This is a genomic window from Flavobacterium sp. HTF (assembly GCF_003105115.1).
GTDB lineage: Bacteria > Bacteroidota > Bacteroidia > Flavobacteriales > Flavobacteriaceae > Flavobacterium.
Genome location: NZ_QETH01000067.1, coordinates 1 through 24,592 on the forward strand (window position 1 = coordinate 1; position 24,592 = coordinate 24,592).

A 24,592-nucleotide genomic window follows, 5' to 3' on the forward strand; every position below is an offset into this window, starting at 1 on the left:
ACAGCAGCATATACCACTCCGGCTTTAACAACAGCAACAACGTATTATGTTGAAATAACCAGAAATGGTTGTGTCAATAGTGAACGTTCTGCTGTTTTGTGTTGTTTTTTGTAATATAAGGGCATAAATAACAATTGCAGCCAGAATATCTAATGTGCCTGCAATTAACCCCGATAAAAATACAGTTCCCGTTTTAGAAGTCATATCAAATAAATTAGCTTGAAATTAATTTACCGGATTACTGATTTATCACCATTTTAGAAATGGTTTGCAGCTGACTTAAATGTCTTTTGATATGAGTAAGGGCAAAACCAATCCATTCCATAATTGTAAATTTACCAAAACCCGGAAATTCAAAGTCAAGAATAGTCAGTGATACATCATAACGTTCTGTAATATCCAGTAACTCCTTTTCATTTTTTAACAGAGATAAAGTTAACGAATTTTTGTTGTACGCTGTATTGGCCGGAAGTATGAATTCAGGAGATTCCATCTTAATATCAAAATTCAAAAAAAGAGCCTCGATGTCCTTAATTTTCTCGTCAGGATCGCGTGTGGTTTTTTCAGTCTTTCCGGCACACATTTCCGGAAAACCATTACACGATAAAATAAGGTGTTTCACCACCTGGCCGGCAGTCCAGCTTCCTTCAAAAGGAATGATGTTCAATTCATTTTCAGAAAAAGAATTGAGTTTGTCATTTAACTCTTTAAAGGTTTCGACTATATTTTTTTGAATCGTTCTCATTTTTTGGAATTGATATTATTTTGAAATAGAAGTTATCCACCACACATTCCCAAACGGATCAGTTACACCACAGGTTCTGCCATAATCCTGATTACTTAATTCCATCAATACGGTTGCACCTGCTTCGGTCGCTTTTTTAAAACTTTCATCGGCATTTGGTACATATACAAATAAGTTGGCAGTTTGTTTTGCCCAGTCTTTACTTTCGTCGGTAACCATTATTGTGCTGCCGTCTATGATTACCTCGGCATGCATTACAGTTCCATCCTCACGAAGTGCCTGGGTATTGGATTTGGCATTAAAAACATTTTTGGTAAACTCTATAAATTCTAATGCGCCATTTACAATCAAATAAGGCATTATGGTCTGATGTCCAACTGGTAATTTCATATTTCTCTGATTTATAATTTAATAAACTAAATATACGAAATAAACAGAAGTTTTTGTAAATCAATTATTTATACAAGAACTTCACATTTATATCCGTACGAATCAAGAAGCTCGATAATTTGTGAACTTGAAAAGGATAAAGCATGTACACGCAAAATCTTATCACAATCTTCGAGATCAAAATTGATGTTGCTGTTCGGGAAATGCTCAAGAAGTTTTGTAACAATAATTTTAGATTGCTCTGTTTCCTGCACATTTGTTTTAAAAACTTCTATCATTGTTTCCTGAGTTTATAAGGCAATATTCTTATGACGCTCTATTTTATGATAATAGGTATAAGATATCGCAAGAATTACTAAAAAGATCAATGGAAAAAAGCTTTGAAAATTGATTCCGTCAACGGCAAAATGGCTTATGGAAGCAAATATAAAATCGAAGCCAAATCCTGCATAAGCCCATTCTTTTACATTTTTTGGAAGAGACGGAATAACCAGGATTAGAACACCAAGTATTTTAAAAACTACTAAGGCGTTTCCAAAATATTCAGGATAGCCCAAATGTCTGATGCCTTCTTTTGCTAATTCAGACTGGGAAGTAAAGGCAGGCATGACGCCTTCAAAGAGGAAAATAATGGTAGTGGTAATCCAAAAAATAATTTTTGCTTTTTTCATAGGTTTGGTTTTTAAATAGTTATGGAAATTATTTAATACAAATCTACTATTGTTATTTTATTTTTGAATACGTATTTACGACTATTTTGGGGTCATTTGCGACATTTTATTTTAGATTTTATATTGCAGATTTTAGATTTTTTTCCTGACGAAGGAAGGATCTTCACGAGAAACTCGACAAAGAGTAGATTATTATTGCGGGGCTACTTGTCAAGACCCTTCCTTTGTCAGGATGACAAAAATGAGGGGTAATAGTACTTTAGCGTCTTCGTGGAAAAAAAAGCTCAGCAATAAAACAAAAAAAACGCTGCAAAACCGAAGTCCTGCAGCGTCACTCAAATAAATAATTAAAAAACGGGTATTATCTCCAACCTCCGCCCAATGCGCGATATAACTCGGTATTGGCAGATAATTGTTCTCTTTTTATGTTAGCCAGTTCTAACTCGCTTTGCAATAAATTAGCCTGCGCAGTGATTACTTCCAGATATTCAGCCATTCCGTTTTTGAATAACAGATTCGAATTTTTAATTGCCTGTTGCAATGTTTTTACACGTTCCTGAAGAAAAGCTTCCTGTTGTTGTAGTTTTTCCACTTTTACCAAAGCATCAGCAACTTCGCTAACAGCAACCAAAACGCTTTGTCTGAAAGTCAGAACCGCTTTTTCTCTTTCGGCTTTGGCGATATTATATTGTGTTCTTACTTTTTTGTTGTTCAGTAAAGGCTGTGTTAAACCTCCAAGAGCAGTTCCGAAAAGGGAAGCAGGAATGTTGAACCAGCTGCTGGTTTCAAACGAATTCAATCCGCCTTGTGCCGTGATTCTTAATGCAGGATAAAGATCCGCTTTTGTGATTCCAACATTTGCATTTGCCACTTTTAAGGCTAATTCAGCACTTTTTACATCCGGTCTTCTGCTTACTAATGAAGACGGAATTCCGATTGATGCATTGTTTTTTACTTCGATTTCACTCAAAGCAATACTTCTTTTTTTAGCATTCGGAAAAGATCCTGTCAACACACTCAAGGCATTTTCCTGAATTGCAATATTTTGTTCTAATAAAGGAACCAATTGCGCAGCAGTTAATTTTTGTGCTTCAGATTGCTGAATAGCTAATGAAGTAACCTGACCCGCATCATATTTTAATTTGATGATATTGGTTGTACTGTCGTTTAATTGTACATTTTTCTTAGCGATTTCCAATTGTGCATCCAGCATCAAAAGATTGTAATATCCTTTAGAAACATTAGCGACAATATTCGTCTGTAACGCTTTTTTTACTTCTTCCGACTGAAGGTAACTGGCAAAAGCGCCTTTTTTCTGGCTTCTGATTTTTCCCCAGATATCTGCTTCCCACGAAAGTGAAACTCCTGTAGAATAATCTTCAATATGCTGTTTTCCAAGAGCCTGATTCAGGTTCATTCCGGTAAAACTGTTTTCAGACGGACGATTGACACTTGCATTTACAAATAAATTGGCCTGCGGAACATTGTTCCATTTCGATTGTGTAAATCGGTATTGTGCAATCTCGATATTTTTGGTAGCAATCTGCAGGTCGTTGTTTCTTGCCACTGCGCTATCAATCAACTGAATAATGTCATTTTCTGTAAAGAAATTTTTCCACTCCAGGTCTCCGATACTAGTGGTATCCCCTGAAACCGATGCACTCCTGAAATTTTCAGGAAATGCATCTTTTGGAGTTTCAATATCCTTAGAAACTTTACAGGATATGAATGTGACGATTAAAATAGCAATCATCACGATTTTGGTTATATAATTTTTCATTTTACTTTGTCGTAATTAAATTTCTGGACATTTATCTTTTTTGGTTTCGAGATCTTTCGAAACTTTATAGGATATGTATGCTAGGCTGACGATAATAACCATCAGAAATGTCGTTATGTAGTTCTCCATATTTATTTTTCTTCATTATGAATTACAGCTACCGGTTTTCCGGAAACTTTTTCTTGTAAATGCTGGAAGACGATGAATAAAACCGGGATGATTAACAACCCAAGAATTACTCCTGATATCATACCTCCGGCGGCACCAATACTTATTGAATGGTTACCTTGTGCTGATGGTCCTGTTGCGCTCATCATCGGGATTAATCCCACAACAAAAGCAAGAGACGTCATGATAATTGGTCTAAGACGTAATTTTGCTGCATCGATCGAAGCTCTGACTAAAGCCTGTCCTGATTTTCGTTTTTGAACAGCAAATTCGACAATCAAAATGGCATTTTTAGCAAGTAGACCAATAAGCATTACCAGTGCTACTTGTACATAAATGTTATTTTCAATTCCGGTTAAACCGATAGCTACAAACACTCCAAATATACCTGCAGGTATTGATAAGATAACTGCTAAAGGCAGGATGTAACTTTCATACTGTGCGGCAAGTAAGAAATAGATAAAGATCAGACACAGTAAGAAAATTGTTGCCGATTGACCTCCGGAAGAAATTTCTTCACGGGTTTGTCCCGAGAATTCGAATCCGTAACCCGCAGGTAATTGTTGAGCTGCAACTTCTTCAATTGCTTTAATGGCATCTCCGGAACTAAATCCAGGTTTCGGAATTGCATTTATACCAATTGAGTTAAACAAATTATATCTTGATGCGGTTTCAGAACCATAAATACGGGTTAGTTTTACCAAAGTATTTAACGGAACCATTTCTCCATCTTTGTTTTTTACAAATACACGGTCAATTGATGACGGATCTGCTCTGTCGGCAATATCGGCCTGAACAACTACTCTGTAATATTTACCAAATCGGTTAAAGTCAGAAGCCTGTGCACTACCAAAATACGCCTGCATGGTTTGCAGAATGTCTTTTACTTTTACGCCTAACTGATCTGCTTTTTCATCATTGATATCCAGTTGCAATTGTGGATAATCGGCTTTGAAACTCGTAAACGCTACCGCAATTTCCGGACGTTTCATTAACTCACCAATAAACTGTTGTGAAATTCCACTGAATTTATCCAGTTTACCACCGGTTTTATCCTGTAGAACTAAATCTAAAGCCTCAACGTTACTAAAACCAGGTACAGTAGGGAAACTAAATACGAAGAAACTTCCTCCTGAAATTGCACCTAATTTTCCGCGCACTTCATTCATGATTTCATCAATATTTTTAACCTCTCCACGTTCTTCATTTGGTTTAAGCAATACGAAAACTACAGCAGAAGACGGGCTTGTAGAGTTAGTCAATAAGTTGAAACCAGAAATAGCAGTTACAAATCGGGAAGAATTTAATCCTCTTAAAGTGTTTTCAGCTTCGGTCATTACTTTTTGAGTTCCGTCTAAAGAGGTTCCTGATGGCGTGTTAACTGCAATTGCAATAAATCCCTGATCCTCTGTTGGAATAAATCCTGACGGAGTAGTTTTTACCATTACGATTGTAGCAAAAGTAATTAGCGCCAAACCTCCCAAACTAACCCATTTGTTACGAATTAAGAATTTTAATCCGCCCACATAACGATTGGTTAATGAGTCAAAACTTTTGTTGAATCCGTTAAAGAATTTCTCTTTAAATCCTTTTTTCACGTATGGAGTATTTCCTTCGTGAGCACCATGATTATCTTTTAAGAATAAAGCGGCAAGGGCAGGACTTAAAGTCAATGCGTTAACAGCCGAAATTACAATTGCAATTGCCATCGTAAAGGCAAACTGACGATAGAAAACTCCTGTTGAGCCTTCCATAAAACCAACCGGCAGGAATACAGCAGCCATTACCAGCGTAATCGAGATAATAGCACCCGTTATTTCGTGCATAGCTTCATGCGTTGCTACTTTTGGAGACAAATGTTTGTGCTCCATTTTTGCGTGTACGGCCTCGACGACCACAATCGCATCATCGACCACAATACCAATCGCCAGAATTAATGCGAAAAGTGTTAGCAAGTTGATCGAGAATCCAAATAACTGCATGAAGAAGAACGTTCCTAAAATTGCTACAGGTACAGCAATAGCCGGGATTAATGTTGATCTGAAATCCTGCAAAAAGATAAATACAACTATAAAAACTAATATAAAAGCTTCTAATAAAGTGTGCTTTACCTGATCAATAGATTGATCTAAAGATACTTTTGTACTATAGAAAATATTGTGTTTTATTCCCGCAGGGAAATCTTTAGAGGCTTTGATCATCAATTTGTTGATCGCCACCTGAATATCGTTTGAGTTAGAACCAGCTAACTGAATAACACCAATTACAATTCCTTTTTTACCATTCAGACGTGTTAAACTGTTGTATGAATAAGCTCCAAGTTCAACTCGTGCTACATCTTTTAAGCGAAGGACAGAACCGTCAGCATTAGAACGAATGGCAATATTTTGGTAATCTTCCGGTTTGGTTAGTTTTCCTTTGTATTTAATTACATATTCAAAAACTTCTTTACTTCTTTCTCCAAATTTACCCGGAGCAGCTTCTAAACTTTTGTCCTGAATAGCTGCCATAACTTCATTTGGCGTAACATTGTAAGTAGACATTTGCGTTGGGTTTAACCATACACGCATAGAGTAATCTTTTACACCACCAAAAATACTGGCAGCACCTACACCCGGAATACGTTTGATCTCCGGAATAATATTGATTTGTGCATAATTGGCAACAAACGTCTGATCGTATTTTGACTCATCCTCTGTATACATACCGATGGCCATGATAAAACTATTTTGTTGTTTTGCCGTAATTACACCCTGCTGAACAACCTCTGCAGGCAACTGGCTGCTAGCCTGAGCAACCCTGTTCTGAACGTTTACAGCAGCCTGATCGGCATCTGTACCCAATTTAAAGAAAACTGTAATCGCTAAAGTACCATCATTACTGGCAGTTGAGCTCATATAAGTCATATTCTCAACACCATTTATAGATTCTTCAAGAGATGGTGCCACAGAACGTAAAACCGTTTCTGCGTTAGCCCCCGGATAAACCGCCGTTACCAAAACCGATGGAGGCGCAATATCAGGAAACTGTTGTAAAGGTAATTTCGTAAGTCCAAGTACTCCCAGAATCACCAGTAAGATGGAGATTACGGTTGCCAGTACGGGTCTTTGTATAAATATTTTGAACATTTTCGTAAAAATTATTTTTTGTTAGTTATTTGAGCAACCTTAGCAGCAGCTTTCTCCGGCTGGATAACTTGTCCTTCCTGAAGTTTGTCAATACCGCTTAATACGATCTGGTCACCTGATTTTACACCATCTTTTATAAGATAGTTTGTACCGCTTTTACCAACTACAGTAATTGGCATTTTGGTAACCTTGTTGTCTTTGCTTACCGTAAAGACAAAAACTTTATCCTGCATTTCAATCGTAGCCGACTGCGGAACCAGAATAGCATCGTCATGCTGTAATCCTAAACGGATTCTTCCTGTGTTTCCGGAACGTAAAGTTCCGTTTGCATTTGGGAAAGTAGCTCTCAAAGTAATAGCACCCGTAGTTTTATCAAACTGACCGTCTACCATATCGATTTTTCCTGTTTGAGGATAAGCGTTGTTATCAGCTAATATCAAAGAAACCGGAGGTAATTTTTTGATTTTGTCACCAATGCTGTTTCCGGCATATTGAGATTTAAAATTGATAAAATCAGTTTCTCCCAAAGAGAAGTAAACAAATACTTCATGCACATCAGAAAGAGTTGTTAAAGCTTCAATATCTGTTGCAGAAACCAGGCTTCCTTGTTTTTTAGGTAATCTTCCGATATAACCACTTACCGGAGCCGTAACATTGGTATAGCCTAAATTAATTTTAGCAGAAGCAACCATTGCTTTAGCCTGTTCGATATTGGCAGCAGCAATTTTTTGAGATGCTTTAGCCGTTTTTAACTGATAATCAGAAACTACTTTGTTTTGTACTAAAGGAGTTAATTTATCAACCTCTAACTGAGAATTGATCAGAGCCGCTTCAGCAGCGTGAAGACTTGCAAGAGCATTGTTTAACTGCTCACGGAAAGGGCGTTCGTTTATTTTAAATAAAGACTGGCCTTTAGAAACATAAGCACCTTCGTCTACCAAAACTCTGTCTAAGTTTCCGCTTACCTGCGGACGGATTTCAACATCTACAGTTCCTTGTATAGAAGCAGGATATTCATTATCCGTAGTAGTGTTTTCACTTGTTATTGCCAAAACCGGCAATACAGGAGCAGGTGCAGCAGCAGGAGCTTGTGACTTATCGGCACAACTGCTTAGTACTAATGCCAGGATAAAGCTGGTTATAATTACATTTTTCATCTTAATATTGGTTTTAATTTGTTGGACATTCTCGTTTTTAAAAAATTTATTTATAGTATTATTTGAATTCATTTTTAAGTTTGTTTAATTTTCTAACACCGTTAAGTAAAAGTGCGCAAATCTCCATGCAGTAAGCTTTTTCAATTCTGTTTTAAATCAGTATTAAATAATTTATCACTGTTAAGTAAAGGAGTAAAAAAACTCGTCATTACCTTTATTAAATTTTCTAACAGTGTTAAGTGAATGTTACAAAAAAAAAGATTTTATATTATCCTATTAAATTATTTTACACTGTTAAGTAAAAATTGAAAAAAATATTATTGTATAGATTTGATGATACCGCCAATAGCATCCTTCAAAATTTGAGCATTTATAGTTTCTAAAATATCACTTTTGTTAATGATGTTGATGGCGATTAAACCATGAATTACAGAAAAGAAAGTAAAATATTTTTGTTTTATGATATCCTGGCTTGGGTTGCTGTCTTTCATTACTTCAGCAATCACATGCGTGAATAATTTGTAAGGTCCTTCCTGAGCCGAACATCGTTGTGCACAGCATGTCATTTGAACACCAAACATCAACTGATACATTTCAGTATTCGTAAAAGCAAAATCCCAGTAAGTCATCCACATGGCTTCTAACTGATCTTCGGGTTTTTCAAACTTATCTATTGCAATCTGCAATTCTTTGGTCAGCTTGATGAAACCTTTGCCTGTCAGTTCTTCCAATATTGCTTCCTTATTTGAGAAGTATTCATAAATAATAGGAGCAGTATATTCGATTCTGTCGGCAATTTTACGCATACTCAAACCATTCCAGCCTTCTTCTTTTACGATATCATAAGCAGCCCCAAGGATATTATTCCTTGTCTCTTCTTTTTGTCTTAAAATTCGATCTTTGCTAGCCATTTTATTCGAGTATTAAATTGTTTAACACCGTTAGGCAAATGTATGACCGTTTTTCTGATTATGAAATAATTTTATCATAATATTTTCTTATCGTGCGATAAGCGGTTTAAAAATGCTTTGTGAAGCCCTGTTATTATTGAAATTTAGAATTTTAAATATTTATTTGAAGCAGTGAAAATTTAATTTTCAAGACCATATGTCCCGCTCTTCACTATATCTTTTGTGGCGTCCCGAGGCTTCGGGAACCACAAAAGGATGCCGTTTCGATCGGGGCTAGGTAAGAAAGCATCATTTTTATTATCTTTTTGATCTTGTTTGTCATTCTGAGGAACGAAGAATTTTCATAAGTAACTCGGCAAAGAAAACATAATCTTGTAATTTCGAGAAATGAGAATTTCAGTAAGTTAAGTCATTCTCTGTCGATCTTGCAACGATGATTCTTCGTTCCTCAGAATGACAAGATTGCGAAAAGTTCATGCTTTTATATTTTGTTTTTACATAGTTTGTCATCCTGACGAAGGAAGGATTATATACGTAATTCCGTAAATAATACCTCCAAATATTCTAATGACAATTTTCGAATTGATTAATAATATTCCGCTAGGAATAAAAAATATTGTAGCAACGGATTTAAATCCGTTGAACGAATGATCGTTATGATAAAATAGTTCCGTAGGAACGGTACATACATGTTTCGATTCTGCGGATTTTTTGATAGGAGATTCAACACTAGTCTGCTATAAAATAATGAACCAGATTGACAGGTATTTTATATAATTTTAATTTAATTTTTAATAAAAAATTGATATTCAAATAATTAACTTTTATTAAAGAAAGCTTTAACATGGTCTGTTTCCGCTGGCTGTCTGAAATAACTAATTTTAACTTAAATCAAATTAATAACGTTTTAAATATTAAAATTATGAAAAAGAATATAGCCATATTAGCCACAAACGGTTTTGAAGAATCAGAATTATCATCACCTAAAGCCTATCTGGAAGAGCAAGGCTGGAATGCAGATATCATCAGTTTGAAATCAGGTACTATCAAATCCTGGAAAGACGGTAATTGGAGCAAGGAATATAATGTTGATGTTGTATTAGATCAGGCAAATGAAGCCAATTACGATGCTTTGGTTCTTCCGGGTGGAGTTATAAACCCTGATTTATTGAGAAGAGAAGAGGCCGCAGTAAATTTTGTACGTTCCTTTTTTGAAAGTAAAAAACCAGTAGCGGCTATTTGTCATGGCCCTCAAATTCTGGTAGATGCCGATGTTTTAGAAGGTCGAAAAGTAACTTCGTTCTTCTCTGTTAAAAACGATTTGATAAATGCCGGAGCGCAATGGGAAGACTCAGAAGTAGTCGTAGACAATGGATTGGTAACGAGCCGAAATCCGAATGATTTGCCCGCTTTTAATAAAAAAATGGTGGAAGAGATTAAAGAAGGAAAACATGAGCGTCAGACAGTTTAAAAAGATGTTTTTGTTTTAGATTTATAAAAAATGCAAGATCGATTTTGGTCTTGCATTTTTTTTTGATGGTCAGTTTAATGAGGATTTAAATTACTTTATGGGTTCGAAGTCAGCGAGGTTTGTGCATTTACGCCCAGTTTGTCATCCTGACGAAGGAAGGATCCCACACGAAGTTCCATAAAGAATAAGTCAATTTTGTGTACATTGCCGAGTGCGATTTCTCGTTCCTCGAAATGACAAAACGGAGGAAGAGAAAAAGGAATTTACGCCCAGTTTGTCATCCTGAGGAACAAAGGATCACACTCGTATATCGACAAAGATGGGTAACTTATTTTACGGAGTTTCTGGCGAAGATTTCTCCTTACGTCGAAATGACAAAAATGCGATAAATGCCTGCTGAAATATAGATTTCTTATATTTGATTAAAGAATTATATTTTTTGAAAGAAAAAACTTTCTTTTTTATGGAAATTTCTTTAAATTTGAAGTTCCTAATATTACGACTTTGAAGCTAAATAAATTTTGCCCTTGTATCATGTGTGCGGTATCGGAAACGACCGTAAATACTGTCGTAGTATTAGGAACACTAAAATGCAAGGGTTTTTATATTTCCTAATTTTACGACAATTATGAAAACAAACACACTTTCCAAAGAAACCGAAACAAGACTGATTGATTTTTTTAACCATACTATAGATCCGGAAGATATGGCTAAAACAATAAGACAGGTTAATTACATTCTTGCTTTAGGAATTATAAAAGAACAAGGAATAGCTAATTTCGAAAACAACTTTTATTGGCTGAATGAATTGGCGGAGATTTTGAATCCTTATTTGAGTGAGGGGTAAGGTTTATAAAATGAGAAACCTCGATTTTTTAAGGTCGAGGTTTTTTATTTTAAGTTAGTTATTCTAGGTTCTTGTTTATGCTGTGCGAAGTCTCCCGACTTCTTACCTGTTCCAATGATACATTGCAAATCTAGATAGGAATGGAACATAGGGATGTGTACGAAGTCGGGAGACTTCGCACAGCGCGGGAACTGCCGTTGAATTTAGCAATAAACCCGCCATTTTGCCAGACGGCTGTTAGCCGTAGTTATTTTAAACTTCTTTTCATTAACTCATTTAATAGTTCTAATTTTTCATTTTTAGGCAACTTCATCACATCTTTTAATAATGAGTTGTCGCTTTTTTTTATTAAGCTTTCCTTAGCTTTTTGTTCAACAGTTATTAGTCGATATAATTCACATGTAGTTATTGTTTCACTACCTTTTTTTGACAAAGGAATAAATACACAATCATTTTCAATTCTAATATGTTCTGAATAATTGTCAAAATGTGAATGAACTATTTTTATCGATTTTGAGCTTTTAGGATAGTTTGTTATAGTCTTATTTAAAACTTCTTTACTACCTTTAATGGTATTGCAGGCAGGACAAGATAATGAAAGATTTAATTTATGAAAAGTAAATTTGCTGTATTTTGATTTAGGTATAATATGTTCAATATCTACATCTTTTAAGTCGAATTCTAATTCTTTTTTACAATAACAACATTTGTTACCTTGTTCTGTTCGTAATTTATTCTTAATTTTATCTTTTATATCATCAAAGCAAGGTTTGTCCCAATCTAAATAATTATTGAAATTAGTTTTAATGATTGAAATGTCTGCTTTGTCGAAGATATATGCGGTGACAATTCTCTCACTCATGATTGATTTCTATATTTATAATTGTGTTAATTACAAGTTTTAAAGGGTCTTCTTTTTTAAAATGATTTTCAAGTTTTGATAGAGTAGAAACTATTTCTTTGAATCTTTTTGTTGAAACTTTATTAACTGAAATTAATTTTAAAGCCTCTGAGACAATATTAGAAATATAGTAATTTCTTGGCGTAGGCATTTCAAAAACATTTAGTAAAATATCCTCAGCTGACCAACCAAATGTATTGAACTCTAATATTTTTGATGAGACTTTATTGTTTATTTTCTTTAGACTTACAATTGTTGAACTTTCTAGTGGTAAGTCAGAAATAATAAAATGAGAATGTGTTGCAATTATTATGTGGCAACCTTTAAAGTTTTCAAATATTTTATTCAATAACTCAATGTAACGGTATTGTCAACTTGGATGTAAACTTATTTCAGGTTCATCAATCAAAACACATGAATTATCAACAATTAAAGGTGTTAATCCTATCAGAGTAATTAATATGCTAGCTTCGCCAGAACTTGCATCATTTATGTTAAAGGATCGATTTGTATCTTTTTTATATAATAAAATATCAAAAGATCTAATTACATTTAATTTTCGAAGGAGATTTAAAATTTCATAAGATTTTAAATCTTCTTCATATATAGAATTGTTTTTATCTATTTTTTTTATATTAGAATCCGAGAAATTTATTTCAAGACTAAAGTCTTTTTTCTCATTTAGATTATTGATAAAATCACATATTTCATCCAATCTATGCTCATATTTTTCTAAAAAGTTATTATAAATTACATTGTTTACACTTCCGTTACTGGATCTATCATTAATGAAATGTAATAAATCATTTTTTATAATCTTTTTATCTCGATTTAAATCTAGCATTCTATTTATTGAACCTATATTGTAATCTAATTTAATAATTGGGTGGAAATCTAGATAATCAAAAATATGCCTATAGCATTTAGCTACAAATTTATTTGAATAGTTTTCTAAAAGAATATCTATAGCTCGTCTAATCAATATTCTATTATTAGAACCAAATCTGGTTCTTGTTCCTAGATAAACATAATTTAAATTGGAATACTCAAGTGTATTTGTTCTAAAGGAACTATCACTACCATCACCTGGAAATTTATCATTTAAACTATTTGATACAGAAATAATTTTTGGAGATTCAGTTGATTTTTCAAATTTTGAAAAATAGAAATATTTAGAGTTTCTAGAACGGAAATCATTTTTAAGTGCCTTTGCAATGCTTCCAAGAAGTCGACTTTTACCAGTCCCATTATTTCCAACAATTACAGTAAAATGGTTAGTTTTTAAATCGTTTTTAAAGTTAATTAGGTCAATTTCCTCGGTTTCAAATTCATTATCTTCGATTTGAAACTTGTTTAGTCTAAAGCTCATTTTTTGAGTAAGGTTTTGTTTATAATTACGGCTAACTTATAGATACTCGCTACAAAGTAGCGACAATTTATCCAAATTTGGTTGTATTAGTGAATGTTTATTTTGTATTATTCTTTTTCAAAAATATTAATTTAACAATCTCAATAACCACGTATTTTCACCTGATTTATCAAACAAAAAAAGGACAGTCCTCCACTTCAGAAGAACTGCCCTTTTAGGCAAATTTAAAAATTTGCATTCCTAAGAATGCGTACAGTTTTTGGTAATCACTAAAATGAAGGCTAAACGCAGGTTATTCGTTTATAACATCTCCCTCTTTAGTTTCTTCGCTGGCGATTTTTACCAGTTTATCGTTTGGATTCAGGTCTCCGAAAATTTCAATTTTCTCGTCGATTTCTCTTCCTTTTTTAACTTCAACTTTATGTGCTTTGTGATCAATTACTTTTACTACAAAAACTCCCTCAGCCGAGTTGATCAAAGCTATTTTCGGAATTACGAATGTGCTGTCTTTTGCGTTAAGCGGTAATAGAACTTCGGCTACCATTCCTGGCAAAAGATCTTTTTTTGTATTGATAACATCCATTTCTACACGCTCAGAACGTAATTTTAAATCCAAAGCGCCGGACATTCTTGTGATTTTAGCTTTAAAAGTTTCCGGCAATGATTTTACATTAAAACTCATTTCGTCACCCTGATGCAAATATCCTGTGTACAATTCCGGAATAGAAACCGCCAGACGTAATTTGTCTTGCTGCTGAATCGTTAGCAATGGTAAATCTGAACCTTTTCCGGCCGGACCTACAAATGCTCCTAAATTGACATTTCTTGCTGCCACAACACCGTTAAAAGGGGCACGGATTTCAAGATACCCTCTTATAATCGATACTTCTTTGTGGGCTGCAATTGCTGCCTGATATTGTGCGTAATCAGAATTTTTCTTTCCATTTGCCATTTCCAGATCGTTTTTAGAAATAGTTCCTTCTACTTTGCTGGTTTCGTACAAACGGTTGTAAGTGCTTTTGCTGGTAGCATAAATTGCTTCCATCGATTTTAATCTCGATTCGGCTGCTGCCAGTTGAGAGCTGATTTCGGGTGCTTCTAAAACAATCAAAAGCTGTCCTTTGGTCACTTTAGTACCAATATCTACTTTTAGTGTTTTTACAAAACTGCTTACTTTGGCATATAAATCCACTTGTTGAAAACCGGTTAGTTCTGCCGGTAAACGCAATTCTGTTGTTAGTTTTTCTTTGTCAAGAAGAAAAGTTTCTACTTTCGGCTGAAGTTCAGGTGTAGGAGCTTCTTCTTTTTTCTTGGATTCACAGCTGCTTAATACTACTAAAGCGGTGAACAATAATACGATTGATTTTATACTATTATTTTTCATAAATGTTGAATTCATTTTATATAGGTCATGTATGCTATCGCTTTTTAATTTATTGGTATTTGTTTTCAACAAATTATTTTTTAGTGGCGATTTCATTTCCTGATTTTAATGATGAGATATAATGGATGCTTTCTTCGTCTTCCGGATCCAGAGAAACAGATTGTGTCGATGTTTTTTCCTGTGCCCAGGCAAATATCTGCGGAAGGATTAATAATACGGCAAAAGTAGAAAATAATAACCCACCGATAACCGCTCTTCCTAACGGAGAAACCTGATCACCGCCTTCGCCATGACCAATGGCCATTGGAAGCATTCCGGCAATCATCGCGACAGAAGTCATGATAATCGGACGCAGACGCAATGCTGCTGCTTCACGGGCCGATTCTAATGCGTTTCCGTTTATTTTTCGAAGCTGTTCGGCATTCGTGACCAAAAGAACGGCATTGGCAATCGAAACCCCGACCGACATAATGATTCCCATATACGATTGTAAGTTAAGCGTTGAACCTGTAATCGTCAGCATTAATAATGAACCTAAAACTACCGCCGGAACTGTGGTTAAGATAACCAGAGAAACTTTGAACGACTGGAAATTAGCGGCTAACATTAAGAAGATTACAAAAATGGCAACCAATAATCCTACTTGTAAACTGCTTAATGTTTCGCTCAGTACTTTACTTAATCCAATTGGCGAAATAAACAAACCACGAGGAAGTTCGCCTAATGAATTAATTGTTGCTTCCACATCTTTTGTTGCTGTTCCTAAATCGGTCTGGCTGATGTTGGCTGTAACGGTAATGTACGGCATAGCCCCTAAATTATCATTTTCTCCACTTACGAAAGTAGGTGTGATTTTGGCAACGTCACTTAATACCGGACGAAGCGAATTCTTTAATACCGGAATTTCTCCAATATCTGTTTTGCTTTTCATTTTATTCAGAGGAACCTGAACCTGAACGTTGTATGATAATCCCGCTCTTTCGTCTACCCAGGTATTTTTTTCGGTATATCGGGATGACGAAGTTGAAGCAATCAGTGATCTTGAAATATCATTCATATCAACGCCTAATTCTGCGGCACGTGTTCTGTCAATATCGATGTTCATTGCCGGATAATGAATCGGCTGCCCGATTTGTACGTCTCTGAAATAGGATATCGCTTTTAATTTGTCTACGATTTGATTCGCATACAATTCATTTCGTTTTTTGTCTTTTCCTGCAATCCTAACTTCAATCGGAGTAGGCGATCCCTGACTTAAAACTTTGTCTGTCAATTCGATCGGTTCAAAAGAAACTTTAGTATTCGGAAGTACCTTTTTTATCCTTGCTCTGAAATCATCTTTAAAATCATCCATATCAACATGGTATTCTTTTAAGCTTACCTGAAAAACAGCTTCGTGAGAACCGGCCATAAACAAATAAATTGGGTTGATCGAGAACAGGGAAGGGTGTTGTCCTACATATACAGACGAAATTCCGATATGTTCTTTTCCGACCATTTTTTCCAGTTCTTTCAATACTATAACAGCCTGTTCTTCTGTTCGTTCTAAACGTGTTCCGTCAACGGCACGAATTCTTAGCTGAAACTGACTAGAGTTTACTTTAGGGAAAACATCTTTTCCGATAAAGGAAATGAAAATGATAGCCAGAACGGTAGCCGATACCAGATAAACAATACTTGTCGCTTTTTTGTGAACAAACAAGCGGTCTAAAGTTCTCATGAATCGGATTCTGAATTTCTCAAAGGCTCCGATTTTACCATCATTATTGGTGTCGTCTCTTTCGACCATTACTTTTTTCTGAGAAATCAGATCTTTTTCAGATTCAGGCGTTAATCCGCATTGATTAAATTCGGCTTCATCATCTGTAATGTTGGGTTCGTGTGCATGTTTTGGGTGCGCTTTCATCATCCAGTTGGCCATTACAGGAACAAAAGTCTGAGAAAGTAAAAATGAAATAATCATAGAGAATCCGATTGCCAGTGCTAAAGGAAGAAACAACGCTCCCGGAATTCCGACCATTGTAAATGCCGGAGCAAATACTGCCAGGATACAAAGCAGGATCAATAATTTAGGCAATGCAATTTCCTGACAAGCGTCCCAAATGGCAAGCGCTTTTGGTTTTCCCATATCGAGATGCTGGTGAATATTTTCAATCGTCACCGTACTTTCATCCACCAAAATACCAATGGCAAGCGCAAGTCCGCTCAAAGACATTAAGTTGATCGTCTGTCCGAATAATTTTAAAAATAAAACTCCTGAAATAATAGAAATCGGAATCGTCATAATTACGATTAAAGCAGCACGTCTGTCACCAAGGAAAAGCAGTACCATCAATCCGGTTAAAACCGCTCCGATGATTCCCTCCGTAATCAAACTTTTTACAGAATTAATTACATAAACCGACTGGTCAAATTCATACGATAATTTTACATCTTCAGGAAGTGTACTCTGGATTTTTGGTAATTCTGCTTTTAATTTCTGAACCACATCCCAGGTAGAAGCGTCACCCGCTTTGGCAATACTAATATAAACCGAACGTTTCCCGTTTACCAGTGCGTAACCGGCCGTAATATCGGCACCATCTTTTACTGAAGCGACATCGCCTAATTTTAAGTTCTGAACTCCACCTTTGAATAATGGAATCTGTTCAAAATCTTTAACTTCTTTAATGGTATTGTTTGTTGGTGTAATATAGTTGATATCGCCCATTCTAACGTTTCCGGAAGGAGCCGTCTGGTTGTTGATACGAATTGCTTCAACAATCTGATCGGGCGTCATATTGTGCGAACGCAACAAATCAGGATCTACGTTAACCTCAATAGTTCTTGGGCTTCCGCCGAAAGGTGCCGGAGAAAGTAAACCGGGAATCGAAGTAAACGAAGCACGAACATAAACGTTGGCTAAATCCTGTAATTCATTATTTGATCTGATTTTACTGCTCAAAACCAATTGTCCAATTGGCAATGAAGAAGCATCAAAACGAATGATAAACGGAGGCTGTGTTCCCGGAGGAAATGCCGCCTGAATCCTGTTCGAAAGAGAACTTAATTCGGCTGCAGCCTGAGCCATATTCGTGTTTTCATAATAGGTTAATTTCATGATCATTAACCCCTGAATATTTTTGGTTTCAACCGATTTTACACCATTTGCAAAGGGTAAAATGTTGACGTAAGTTTTAGCAAAATATGCCTCCATTTGGTCTGGCGTGTAACCTCCAAAAGGATGCGCGATGTAAATAACCGGTAAATTCATCTTTGGAAGAATATCTACCTTGATGTCTTTGATGGCACCAATTCCGAAGAAAAATAAACCAGCAACCAATACTAATATGGAGATGGGTTTGCGGAGTGCAAAACGTATTAAATTCATTAGGATCTATAATTAAAATTCATTTATAAATAAGTCAAAATTGCCGGTTGCAGCTACTTTTAGTAAAAATGACTGCCACACGTTGTTGTTTACAATATCGCGGTCAATTTCGGCGCGGTTTAGTGTATAGATCGTTTGTGTCAAATCGGTCAGGTCAGTTAAACCATTTTTGTATAAAGTTGATTTCTGCAAATACGCTTTTTGTGCTGCATTCACCTGAATCGGGGCTTCGGCATAATTGTCAAGCGTGATCTTTATTTTATCATCGGCAAAACTCAGTTGTGATTTTAATTCCCTGTCAGCCTGATTGTATTCTTCCTGTAAAGCCTGCGACACATATTTTTGCGCACTTACCTGCTTGCTCATTCTAAACGGAGTGGTAAGATTCCAGCTTATCCCGATTCCAACCAAATAATTAGAGCGATCCGGATTTACGCCATCCCAGTAATTTCGGGTAAAAGCTGTCTGATCTGTAATATAATTTGAGTCAAATCCTGAGGCACGGGTCTGTAAAACACCAAAAGCCGTCATGGTAGGATAATAGAATCGTTTGTATAATTTAACCTGTTGGTTACTGTAATCTATTTTTGTTTTATAAAGTTGCAGTAATGGGTGCAGGCTGTCTGTTGTTTTTTCGCTTAGTAATAATTCTTTCGGTATCTGATTAACAAAAAGGGTGTCTGTTGCAAAATCCTGAGGAGCAACTCCCATCAAATCAACCAACTTATTATTTTGTTCTTTTACGAAATTTTTTGCCAGGTTTAAGGCTATTTTGGCTTTCGAAACCTCTGCAGTGGCAAGAGTTGAGTCGACTCCGGCCAATAAACCGTTTTTAACTCTCGCTGCGGCTGTCTTTTTGAAAACTTCAGCGCGATCAAGATTTTTCTTTTGTGAAATCAGTAATCTTTGGCTTGCCAGTAAATTCAGGTACGCAGCAGAAATTTTAATTTCCTGTTGAAATTTTTCCTGATTTAGATCTTTTTCTTTGGCCTGAACATCGATTTTGGCCAGATTGATTCTCTCCTGGGTTTTTCCGAAGGTGAAAAAATCCCAGTTCATATTTACTAAATACAAAGCACCAAAAGCCGAATTCCAGTTTTGGTCCGGTAAAGCCGGTCCGGAAGAAGCAGTTCCTAAACCATTAAATCCGTATAAAGCCCCGTTTTGTCCGTTGATAGTCCCATAATCCTGTTGTGCGGATAAATTTAAGTTGGGCAGGTAATCACGGCGGGATTGTTTGAGCGTTTCCCGCGAAGCGCTGCTGTAGTTGTTTTTTGCTTTGATCGAACCGTAGTTTTCAAGACCTGTTTTTATAGCTTCTTTTAAAGACAGAGTTTGTGAATAACCAAGAGAGGCAAAAATCAAGAAAAATAATAAGGTAATTTTTTTGAAATACATAAAACTCAAAGTGTGAAATTATAGAACAAAATTATTTTACTTCTCCTGATTTTTGTCATCTTAAATGATGTAAGCCACTAATAAATGACCAATTCAATTGGTCATTTATTGGAAATAATTATTAAATTTTTGTTCGTACTTTGTAAACTATTTAAGATTAAGAATGAGCAGACAATTTGATAACATATTAGATAACAAATGGTGGCAGGAGGTTGCCGTTGTTGCCTTTTCATTTACTATATATACCCTAAAGAACGACTGGATGCTTTTTAGCTCTTTCACTTCTATATTAATGGGGGTATTTTTCTATTGCATATTATACATGCATGCCCAGTTTAATCGTTTTTTTCTGTTGCCAATACTTTTCAAAACCAGAAAGCCAATAACTTATATCCTTTTGACACTATTTGGTGTCTTTGTATTTTCGGTCGTTTTATATGAAATTACCATGCTGGATATGTTCAGCAATTGCAGGCTGTACCAAAACTCGCATCAGAGAAGTTATATGTACCAACTGGCGAGTGTTTTAGGAACTTTGGTTTGTATTCTGAGCCCGATTATTGTTTTTAAGTTCTATAGAATTCACAGAAAACAAACGAATGAAACTTTACTGTTTAACGAAATGCAACTGAATTCCTTAAAAGGTCAACTGAATCCACATTTTTTATTCAATACTTTTAATACGCTTTACGGTATCAGTTTAGAATTTCCGGACCGAACACCTGATTTGATTATGAAAGTTTCACAGCTGATGCGTTATCAGCTCGAAAGCAATAATAAAAAATGTGTGAGCCTGGAAGACGAACTGGAGTTTATAAACAGTTATGTACAACTCGAAAAAGAAAGAGTAGGGTACCGCTGCGAAATCACATTCGATTGTAAAATCGATAATGAAAACGCCTATAAAGTTTCTCCGATGCTCTTGATAGCGTTTATAGAAAACGCCTTTAAACACGGAACCTGTGCCATCGAAAAATGTTTTGTCCGAATCATTGTAACGGTCGAAAATGGTTTATTGCATCTGCATGTTGTAAATTCAATTCCGAATAAAAAAACAGATGTAGTGTCGACTAAAATCGGTCTGCAAAACACGATTGAACGTTTGAACCTGATTTATGGTAAAGACTACAAACTGAACATTCAGGAGGATAAGAATACGTATATTGTTGATTTGAAACTGCAACTGAAAAAGTTTGTCGAATGAGAGAATCCAAAAAATGTATTATTGTAGATGATGAACCGGCAGCGCATTATGTTCTGGCAAATTACATCAAGCAAAACCCCAATCTGGAACTTGTTTTTCAGGGCTACAATGGTATTGAAGCCATGGATTATCTTCGGGAAAACAAAGTGGATCTGATGTTTCTGGATATCAATATGCCGGAAATTTCGGGTATGGAACTGCTAAAAATCCTTCAGGTGCATCCTAAAACAATCCTGACAACTGCTTACTCAGAATTTGCCCTTGAAAGTTATGACTACGGAGTGATTGATTATCTTTTAAAACCGATTTATTTTCCAAGATTTTTAAAGGCCATTGACCGCTTTTTTTCAAACGAAAATACAGTTCAGAAAGAAGAAGAAACAGTCAATTCAGTTAGTGTAAAAGTAGACGGGTATTTTGTAAATATTGAGTTAGACCAGGTGCTGTATGCCCAGAGTTTTGGGAACTACGTAAAGTTGCATACTATAAAAAGAACCTATCTTGCTTCGATTACTACGACGGAGTTAGAGAAATGCCTTCCGGAGAAAAACTTTATTCGAATTCATAAATCGTATATAGTAGCACTCGATAAAATTGAAGGAACCGAGAAAGATTTTGTTGTCATAAAAAAAGAAAAACTGCCTATTGGTATTACCTACAGAAGAGAACTTACTGAGCGGCTTAAAAAGTTTGATTTGTAATCGGATAATTTTCTGAATTTTAATCTTGTCTTCATTTTAAAGTAGTAATTTTAATACATTATTTTAGCGATTTATAATTTAAAAATTAGAATCATGAAAAACGTATTTATTGCTTTTACCTGTTTGTTCAGCAGTTTTCTGATTGCTCAGGAAGGTACTAATATGAAGAAAGTTGTAACTCCGCCCGAAAAGGTAAAGTTTGCTTTTGAAAAAGAATACCCGAATAAAGTACCTGTCTGGTCTGAGGAATATGTTGGAGATGATGATGACGAAATCAGATATGAGGCAAAATTTAATGCGGATAATAACACCAAAATGCTTGCTGTTTATGACAATTTAGGAAACCTGAAAGCATTGGAATCACAGATTTCTTTAAGTCAGCTTCCACAAAAAGCCCAGGTGTATTTAAAGAAAAATTATCCGACAAATGCCATTCGTGAAATTGCAGTAGTTGTTGATTATAAAAACAAAACAACTTACGAAGTGGGAGTAGAAAAACAGGCCAGATTCTATGATGTTGTTTTTGATAAAAACGGAGGTTTTGATGTAATTATAGAGAAAAATTAAATTAATATATTGTAGGAAAATTAATATAATTTGTTTAGTTTTGTTTTTTAATTAAAACCTAAAAAATGAAACATATTTACTTATTCGTCTTTTTTATTTACAGCAGTTTCCTCATAGGACAAACCGGGATGTTGGTGCCCCCTGAAAATATAAGAATGGCTTTTGAAAAGCAGTATCCTAAAAAGAAACCAATATGGGATATGGAATATAGCGCCAAAGGTGATGATGTTATTTTTGAAGCAAAATTTAAGGAAACAGCAAAAACGACCGCTTATGCCAGATTTGATAAAAATGGAAATTTTAAAGCCTATAAGGTACAAATAGCGTTAATTAAATTGCCTAAAAAAGCCCAGGCTTACCTTAAGAAAAATTATGGTAAGAAGTCGTTTAAGACATTTTTTTCTGTTGTAAATGACTTAAACGTCAAAACGTATGAGGCGGGTGTGGTAAAAAGCGCCAAATTTTATAATATAATTTTTGACCAGGACGGTGAATTTTATAAAATAATCCAGATACAATAAAATTGCTTACTAACTCAATACTTTTAAAACGTGAAACCCGATAAGTTTTTAATACTTATCGGGTTTTTTATTTTTATTCTTCCGGAGATTTACAAATTCATTCCACCGGAAACTTCAATTCGCTGTGCGTTTACCCAACGGGCATCTTCGGTACATAAAAAAGCAACTACACCGCCAATATCGTCAGGAAGACCAACTCTTCCCAAAGCAGTAATCGATGCAAGAGTCTGATTTAACTGTTCGTTATCACGAACGACACCGCCGCCAAAATCAGTTTCGATTGCACCCGGAGCAACCACATTGGCTTTTATTTGTCTTTGGCCTAATTCTTTTGCCTGGTATTTTGTCAGGGTTTCGATTGCACCTTTCATAGAAGCATAAGCTGCATAACCCGGGGAAGAAAATCTCGCAAGACCAGTTGAGATATTGATAATTCCACCGCCATCATTCATTACGTTCAATGCTTTTTGAGTGATGAAAAACGGGCCTTTGAACTGAATATTGGTCAATTGATCAAATTCGGCTTCTGTTGTTGCAGCGAAAGAATTATGAATTCCTATTCCGGCATTATTTACCAGAAAGTCGAATTTTTCAGTTTTAAAAGTGTTTTTCAAAGTTGCTTTTATTTCTTTAAAAAAAGAATCAAAAGTACCTGAATCAGCAACATTCAGCTGAAGTGAAGCCGCCTTCTGGCCTAAACTTTCAATTTCTTTTACTACTGCATCAGCTTCTTCTTTTTTACTGTTGTAGGTGATAATTACATCCAGTCCTTTTTTAGCAATTGCAATTGCCATATTTTTTCCTAAACCTCTGCTGCCTCCGGTAACAAGAGCTATTTTTGTATTTACTGCCATTTTTATGTCGTGTTTTTGTTTATTGTTTGTTGTTTGTTGTTGAAATGTTTTGTTTTTATATCTAACAATTAAGAATGCATTGCATTAAAATGATTTCTTAAATCCTCAGCACTTGCGTGAAGTCTTGTTTCGCTGGTTCCAAAAGTAAGTTCCTGTTTTCCGTCTTTTAATTGCTCAAAAATAGATTCGATAAAACTGCTTACACTCGGGTGTGCATCGTGCAGGCCAATTCCACCCAAATCTGTATTTAATGCCGGCGGAATAATCTCGATTACTTCGATGTTTTTTTCTTTTAATAAATGACGAAGTGATAGGGTAAACGAACGAAAAAACGCTTTGGTAGCCGAGTAAACCGGAACTTTAGCAAAAGGCGAAAATGCCAGTCCCGAAGTAACATTCATTACTGTTGTCAAAGATTTTAACTGAATAAAAAGTGAAGTCAGGTGCAATGGGGCTTCAATATTGGTATTGATTTCTGATTTCATACTTTGGTAAAAATCAGCATCCGAAACTGAAACCCATTTCTGAATTCCTGCATTGTTGATTAAGATATTCAGGTCGCTGTGATTTTCCCGGATCCATTCGTAAAGTGCAATACGTTCTGTTTCAACAGCTAAATCACACACTTTTGTGATAACTGATGGAAATTGTGCTTTAACTTCATTCAGTACAGATTCTCTTCTTCCGCAAATAATCACCGTATTGTTTTCTTCAATAAAACGTTGCGTAAGCCCAAGTCCGATGCCGCTTGCCCACCGGTTATTAAAATTTTGTTGTTTGATAAATTCATCTTTTCGATCTTTTAAATTGATAAGACAAAGGTAGGAGTGAAGCAGAGCTGGGGAATTGTAAATTTCAAACCGATATTTGCGAAATTCAAATCAGAAATTCAAATCACAATAATAAAAATTCCAAATTCCAAATTCTAAAACTTTGAAAAAGTTTTAGAGAAACCTGAAACCTGAAACCTGAAACCTGAAACCTGAAACCTGAAACCTGAAACCTGAAACCTGAAACCTGAAACCTGAAACCTGAAACCTGAAACCTGAAACCTG

The 24,592-nt window shown here is 35.4% G+C and carries 23 protein-coding genes; 7 read left to right on the plus strand and 16 right to left on the minus strand.

Features of this window, described 5'->3' with window-relative positions; genetic code table 11:
* Window positions 1-114, plus strand: a 114-nt coding sequence (locus DCO46_RS23440; protein WP_410503666.1) for a hypothetical protein, incomplete at its 5' end; no start/stop codon positions are given.
* 124 nt (window positions 115-238) lie between these two features.
* Here DCO46_RS23440 and DCO46_RS16720 read toward each other — a convergent pair.
* From DCO46_RS16720 to DCO46_RS16755, 8 genes are all read right to left on the minus strand, one after another.
* Window positions 239-745: a DinB family protein gene (locus DCO46_RS16720; protein WP_116753645.1), complete on the minus strand. Its 507-nt coding sequence runs from the start codon at window positions 743-745 to the stop codon at window positions 239-241.
* A gap of 15 nt (window positions 746-760) precedes the next feature.
* Window positions 761-1,135, minus strand: coding sequence for a VOC family protein (locus tag DCO46_RS16725; protein WP_116753646.1), 375 nt, complete (start codon window positions 1,133-1,135; stop codon window positions 761-763).
* A gap of 68 nt (window positions 1,136-1,203) precedes the next feature.
* Window positions 1,204-1,413 (minus strand): hypothetical protein, encoded by a 210-nt coding sequence (locus DCO46_RS16730; RefSeq protein ID WP_116753647.1) that lies wholly within the window; start codon window positions 1,411-1,413, stop codon window positions 1,204-1,206.
* 12 nt (window positions 1,414-1,425) lie between these two features.
* Window positions 1,426-1,806: a DoxX family protein gene (locus tag DCO46_RS16735; protein WP_116753648.1), complete on the minus strand. Its 381-nt coding sequence runs from the start codon at window positions 1,804-1,806 to the stop codon at window positions 1,426-1,428.
* A gap of 361 nt (window positions 1,807-2,167) precedes the next feature.
* Window positions 2,168-3,586 carry a TolC family protein gene (locus tag DCO46_RS16740; protein ID WP_116753649.1) on the minus strand — a complete coding sequence of 473 codons (1,419 nt, stop codon included), beginning with the start codon at window positions 3,584-3,586 and terminating at the stop codon, window positions 2,168-2,170.
* A gap of 131 nt (window positions 3,587-3,717) precedes the next feature.
* Entirely contained in the window at window positions 3,718-6,882 is a 3,165-nt protein-coding gene (locus DCO46_RS16745; RefSeq protein ID WP_116753650.1) for an efflux RND transporter permease subunit, read from the minus strand.
* Between the two features lie 11 nt (window positions 6,883-6,893).
* Window positions 6,894-8,111: an efflux RND transporter periplasmic adaptor subunit gene (locus tag DCO46_RS16750; protein ID WP_116753651.1), complete on the minus strand. Its 1,218-nt coding sequence runs from the start codon at window positions 8,109-8,111 to the stop codon at window positions 6,894-6,896.
* A 245-nt stretch (window positions 8,112-8,356) separates the two neighbouring features.
* On the minus strand, window positions 8,357-8,950 hold the full coding sequence (locus DCO46_RS16755; protein WP_035688819.1) for a TetR/AcrR family transcriptional regulator: 594 nt from the start codon (window positions 8,948-8,950) through the stop codon (window positions 8,357-8,359).
* A gap of 922 nt (window positions 8,951-9,872) precedes the next feature.
* Here DCO46_RS16755 and DCO46_RS16760 point away from each other — a divergent pair.
* Together DCO46_RS16760 and DCO46_RS16765 are read left to right on the plus strand one after the other, a co-directional pair.
* On the plus strand, window positions 9,873-10,421 hold the full coding sequence (locus DCO46_RS16760; RefSeq protein ID WP_116753663.1) for a type 1 glutamine amidotransferase domain-containing protein: 549 nt from the start codon (window positions 9,873-9,875) through the stop codon (window positions 10,419-10,421).
* A 628-nt stretch (window positions 10,422-11,049) separates the two neighbouring features.
* Window positions 11,050-11,268 (plus strand): hypothetical protein, encoded by a 219-nt coding sequence (locus DCO46_RS16765; RefSeq protein WP_116753652.1) that lies wholly within the window; start codon window positions 11,050-11,052, stop codon window positions 11,266-11,268.
* Window positions 11,269-11,515: 247 nt separating this feature from the next.
* Here the strand turns inward: DCO46_RS16765 and DCO46_RS16770 are convergent, their stop codons facing one another.
* From DCO46_RS16770 to DCO46_RS16795, 6 genes are all read right to left on the minus strand, one after another.
* Entirely contained in the window at window positions 11,516-12,130 is a 615-nt protein-coding gene (locus tag DCO46_RS16770) for an HNH endonuclease (RefSeq protein WP_116753653.1), read from the minus strand.
* Window positions 12,123-12,518: a hypothetical protein gene (locus DCO46_RS16775; RefSeq protein ID WP_116753654.1), complete on the minus strand. Its 396-nt coding sequence runs from the start codon at window positions 12,516-12,518 to the stop codon at window positions 12,123-12,125. The genes DCO46_RS16770 and DCO46_RS16775 overlap by 8 nt, the downstream gene beginning before the upstream one ends.
* A 21-nt stretch (window positions 12,519-12,539) precedes the next feature.
* A complete protein-coding gene (locus tag DCO46_RS16780) occupies window positions 12,540-13,538 on the minus strand; it encodes an AAA family ATPase (RefSeq protein ID WP_116753655.1) in 999 nt (332 codons plus the stop codon).
* A gap of 292 nt (window positions 13,539-13,830) precedes the next feature.
* Window positions 13,831-14,922, minus strand: coding sequence for an efflux RND transporter periplasmic adaptor subunit (locus tag DCO46_RS16785; RefSeq protein ID WP_116753664.1), 1,092 nt, complete (start codon window positions 14,920-14,922; stop codon window positions 13,831-13,833).
* Between the two features lie 73 nt (window positions 14,923-14,995).
* A complete protein-coding gene (locus tag DCO46_RS16790; protein ID WP_116753656.1) occupies window positions 14,996-18,292 on the minus strand; it encodes an efflux RND transporter permease subunit in 3,297 nt (1,098 codons plus the stop codon).
* Between the two features lie 12 nt (window positions 18,293-18,304).
* The gene (locus DCO46_RS16795) at window positions 18,305-19,690 is read right to left on the minus strand and encodes a TolC family protein (protein ID WP_116753657.1); all 1,386 of its coding nucleotides are present in this window, start codon (window positions 19,688-19,690) and stop codon (window positions 18,305-18,307) included.
* A gap of 163 nt (window positions 19,691-19,853) precedes the next feature.
* Here DCO46_RS16795 and DCO46_RS16800 point away from each other — a divergent pair, with 163 nt between their 5' ends.
* The 4 genes from DCO46_RS16800 to DCO46_RS16815 all read left to right on the plus strand — a co-directional run bounded on the left by DCO46_RS16800 (window position 19,854) and on the right by DCO46_RS16815 (window position 22,683).
* Complete coding sequence (locus DCO46_RS16800; RefSeq protein WP_116753658.1) at window positions 19,854-20,894, plus strand: sensor histidine kinase; 1,041 nt, start codon at window positions 19,854-19,856, stop codon at window positions 20,892-20,894.
* Window positions 20,891-21,595, plus strand: a complete 705-nt coding sequence (locus DCO46_RS16805) for a LytR/AlgR family response regulator transcription factor (protein ID WP_116753659.1) — start codon at window positions 20,891-20,893, stop codon at window positions 21,593-21,595. Before DCO46_RS16800 ends, DCO46_RS16805 begins: the two co-directional genes overlap by 4 nt.
* Before the next feature lie 93 nt (window positions 21,596-21,688).
* On the plus strand, window positions 21,689-22,162 hold the full coding sequence (locus DCO46_RS16810; RefSeq protein ID WP_116753660.1) for a PepSY-like domain-containing protein: 474 nt from the start codon (window positions 21,689-21,691) through the stop codon (window positions 22,160-22,162).
* A gap of 65 nt (window positions 22,163-22,227) precedes the next feature.
* Window positions 22,228-22,683: a hypothetical protein gene (locus DCO46_RS16815; protein WP_116753661.1), complete on the plus strand. Its 456-nt coding sequence runs from the start codon at window positions 22,228-22,230 to the stop codon at window positions 22,681-22,683.
* An 89-nt stretch (window positions 22,684-22,772) separates the two neighbouring features.
* Here the strand turns inward: DCO46_RS16815 and DCO46_RS16820 are convergent, their stop codons facing one another.
* Window positions 22,773-23,537: an SDR family oxidoreductase gene (locus DCO46_RS16820; RefSeq protein ID WP_116753662.1), complete on the minus strand. Its 765-nt coding sequence runs from the start codon at window positions 23,535-23,537 to the stop codon at window positions 22,773-22,775.
* Between the two features lie 68 nt (window positions 23,538-23,605).
* Window positions 23,606-24,235, minus strand: a complete 630-nt coding sequence (locus DCO46_RS16825; RefSeq protein ID WP_243416339.1) for an SDR family NAD(P)-dependent oxidoreductase — start codon at window positions 24,233-24,235, stop codon at window positions 23,606-23,608.
* Window positions 24,236-24,592: the final 357 nt, after the last annotated feature.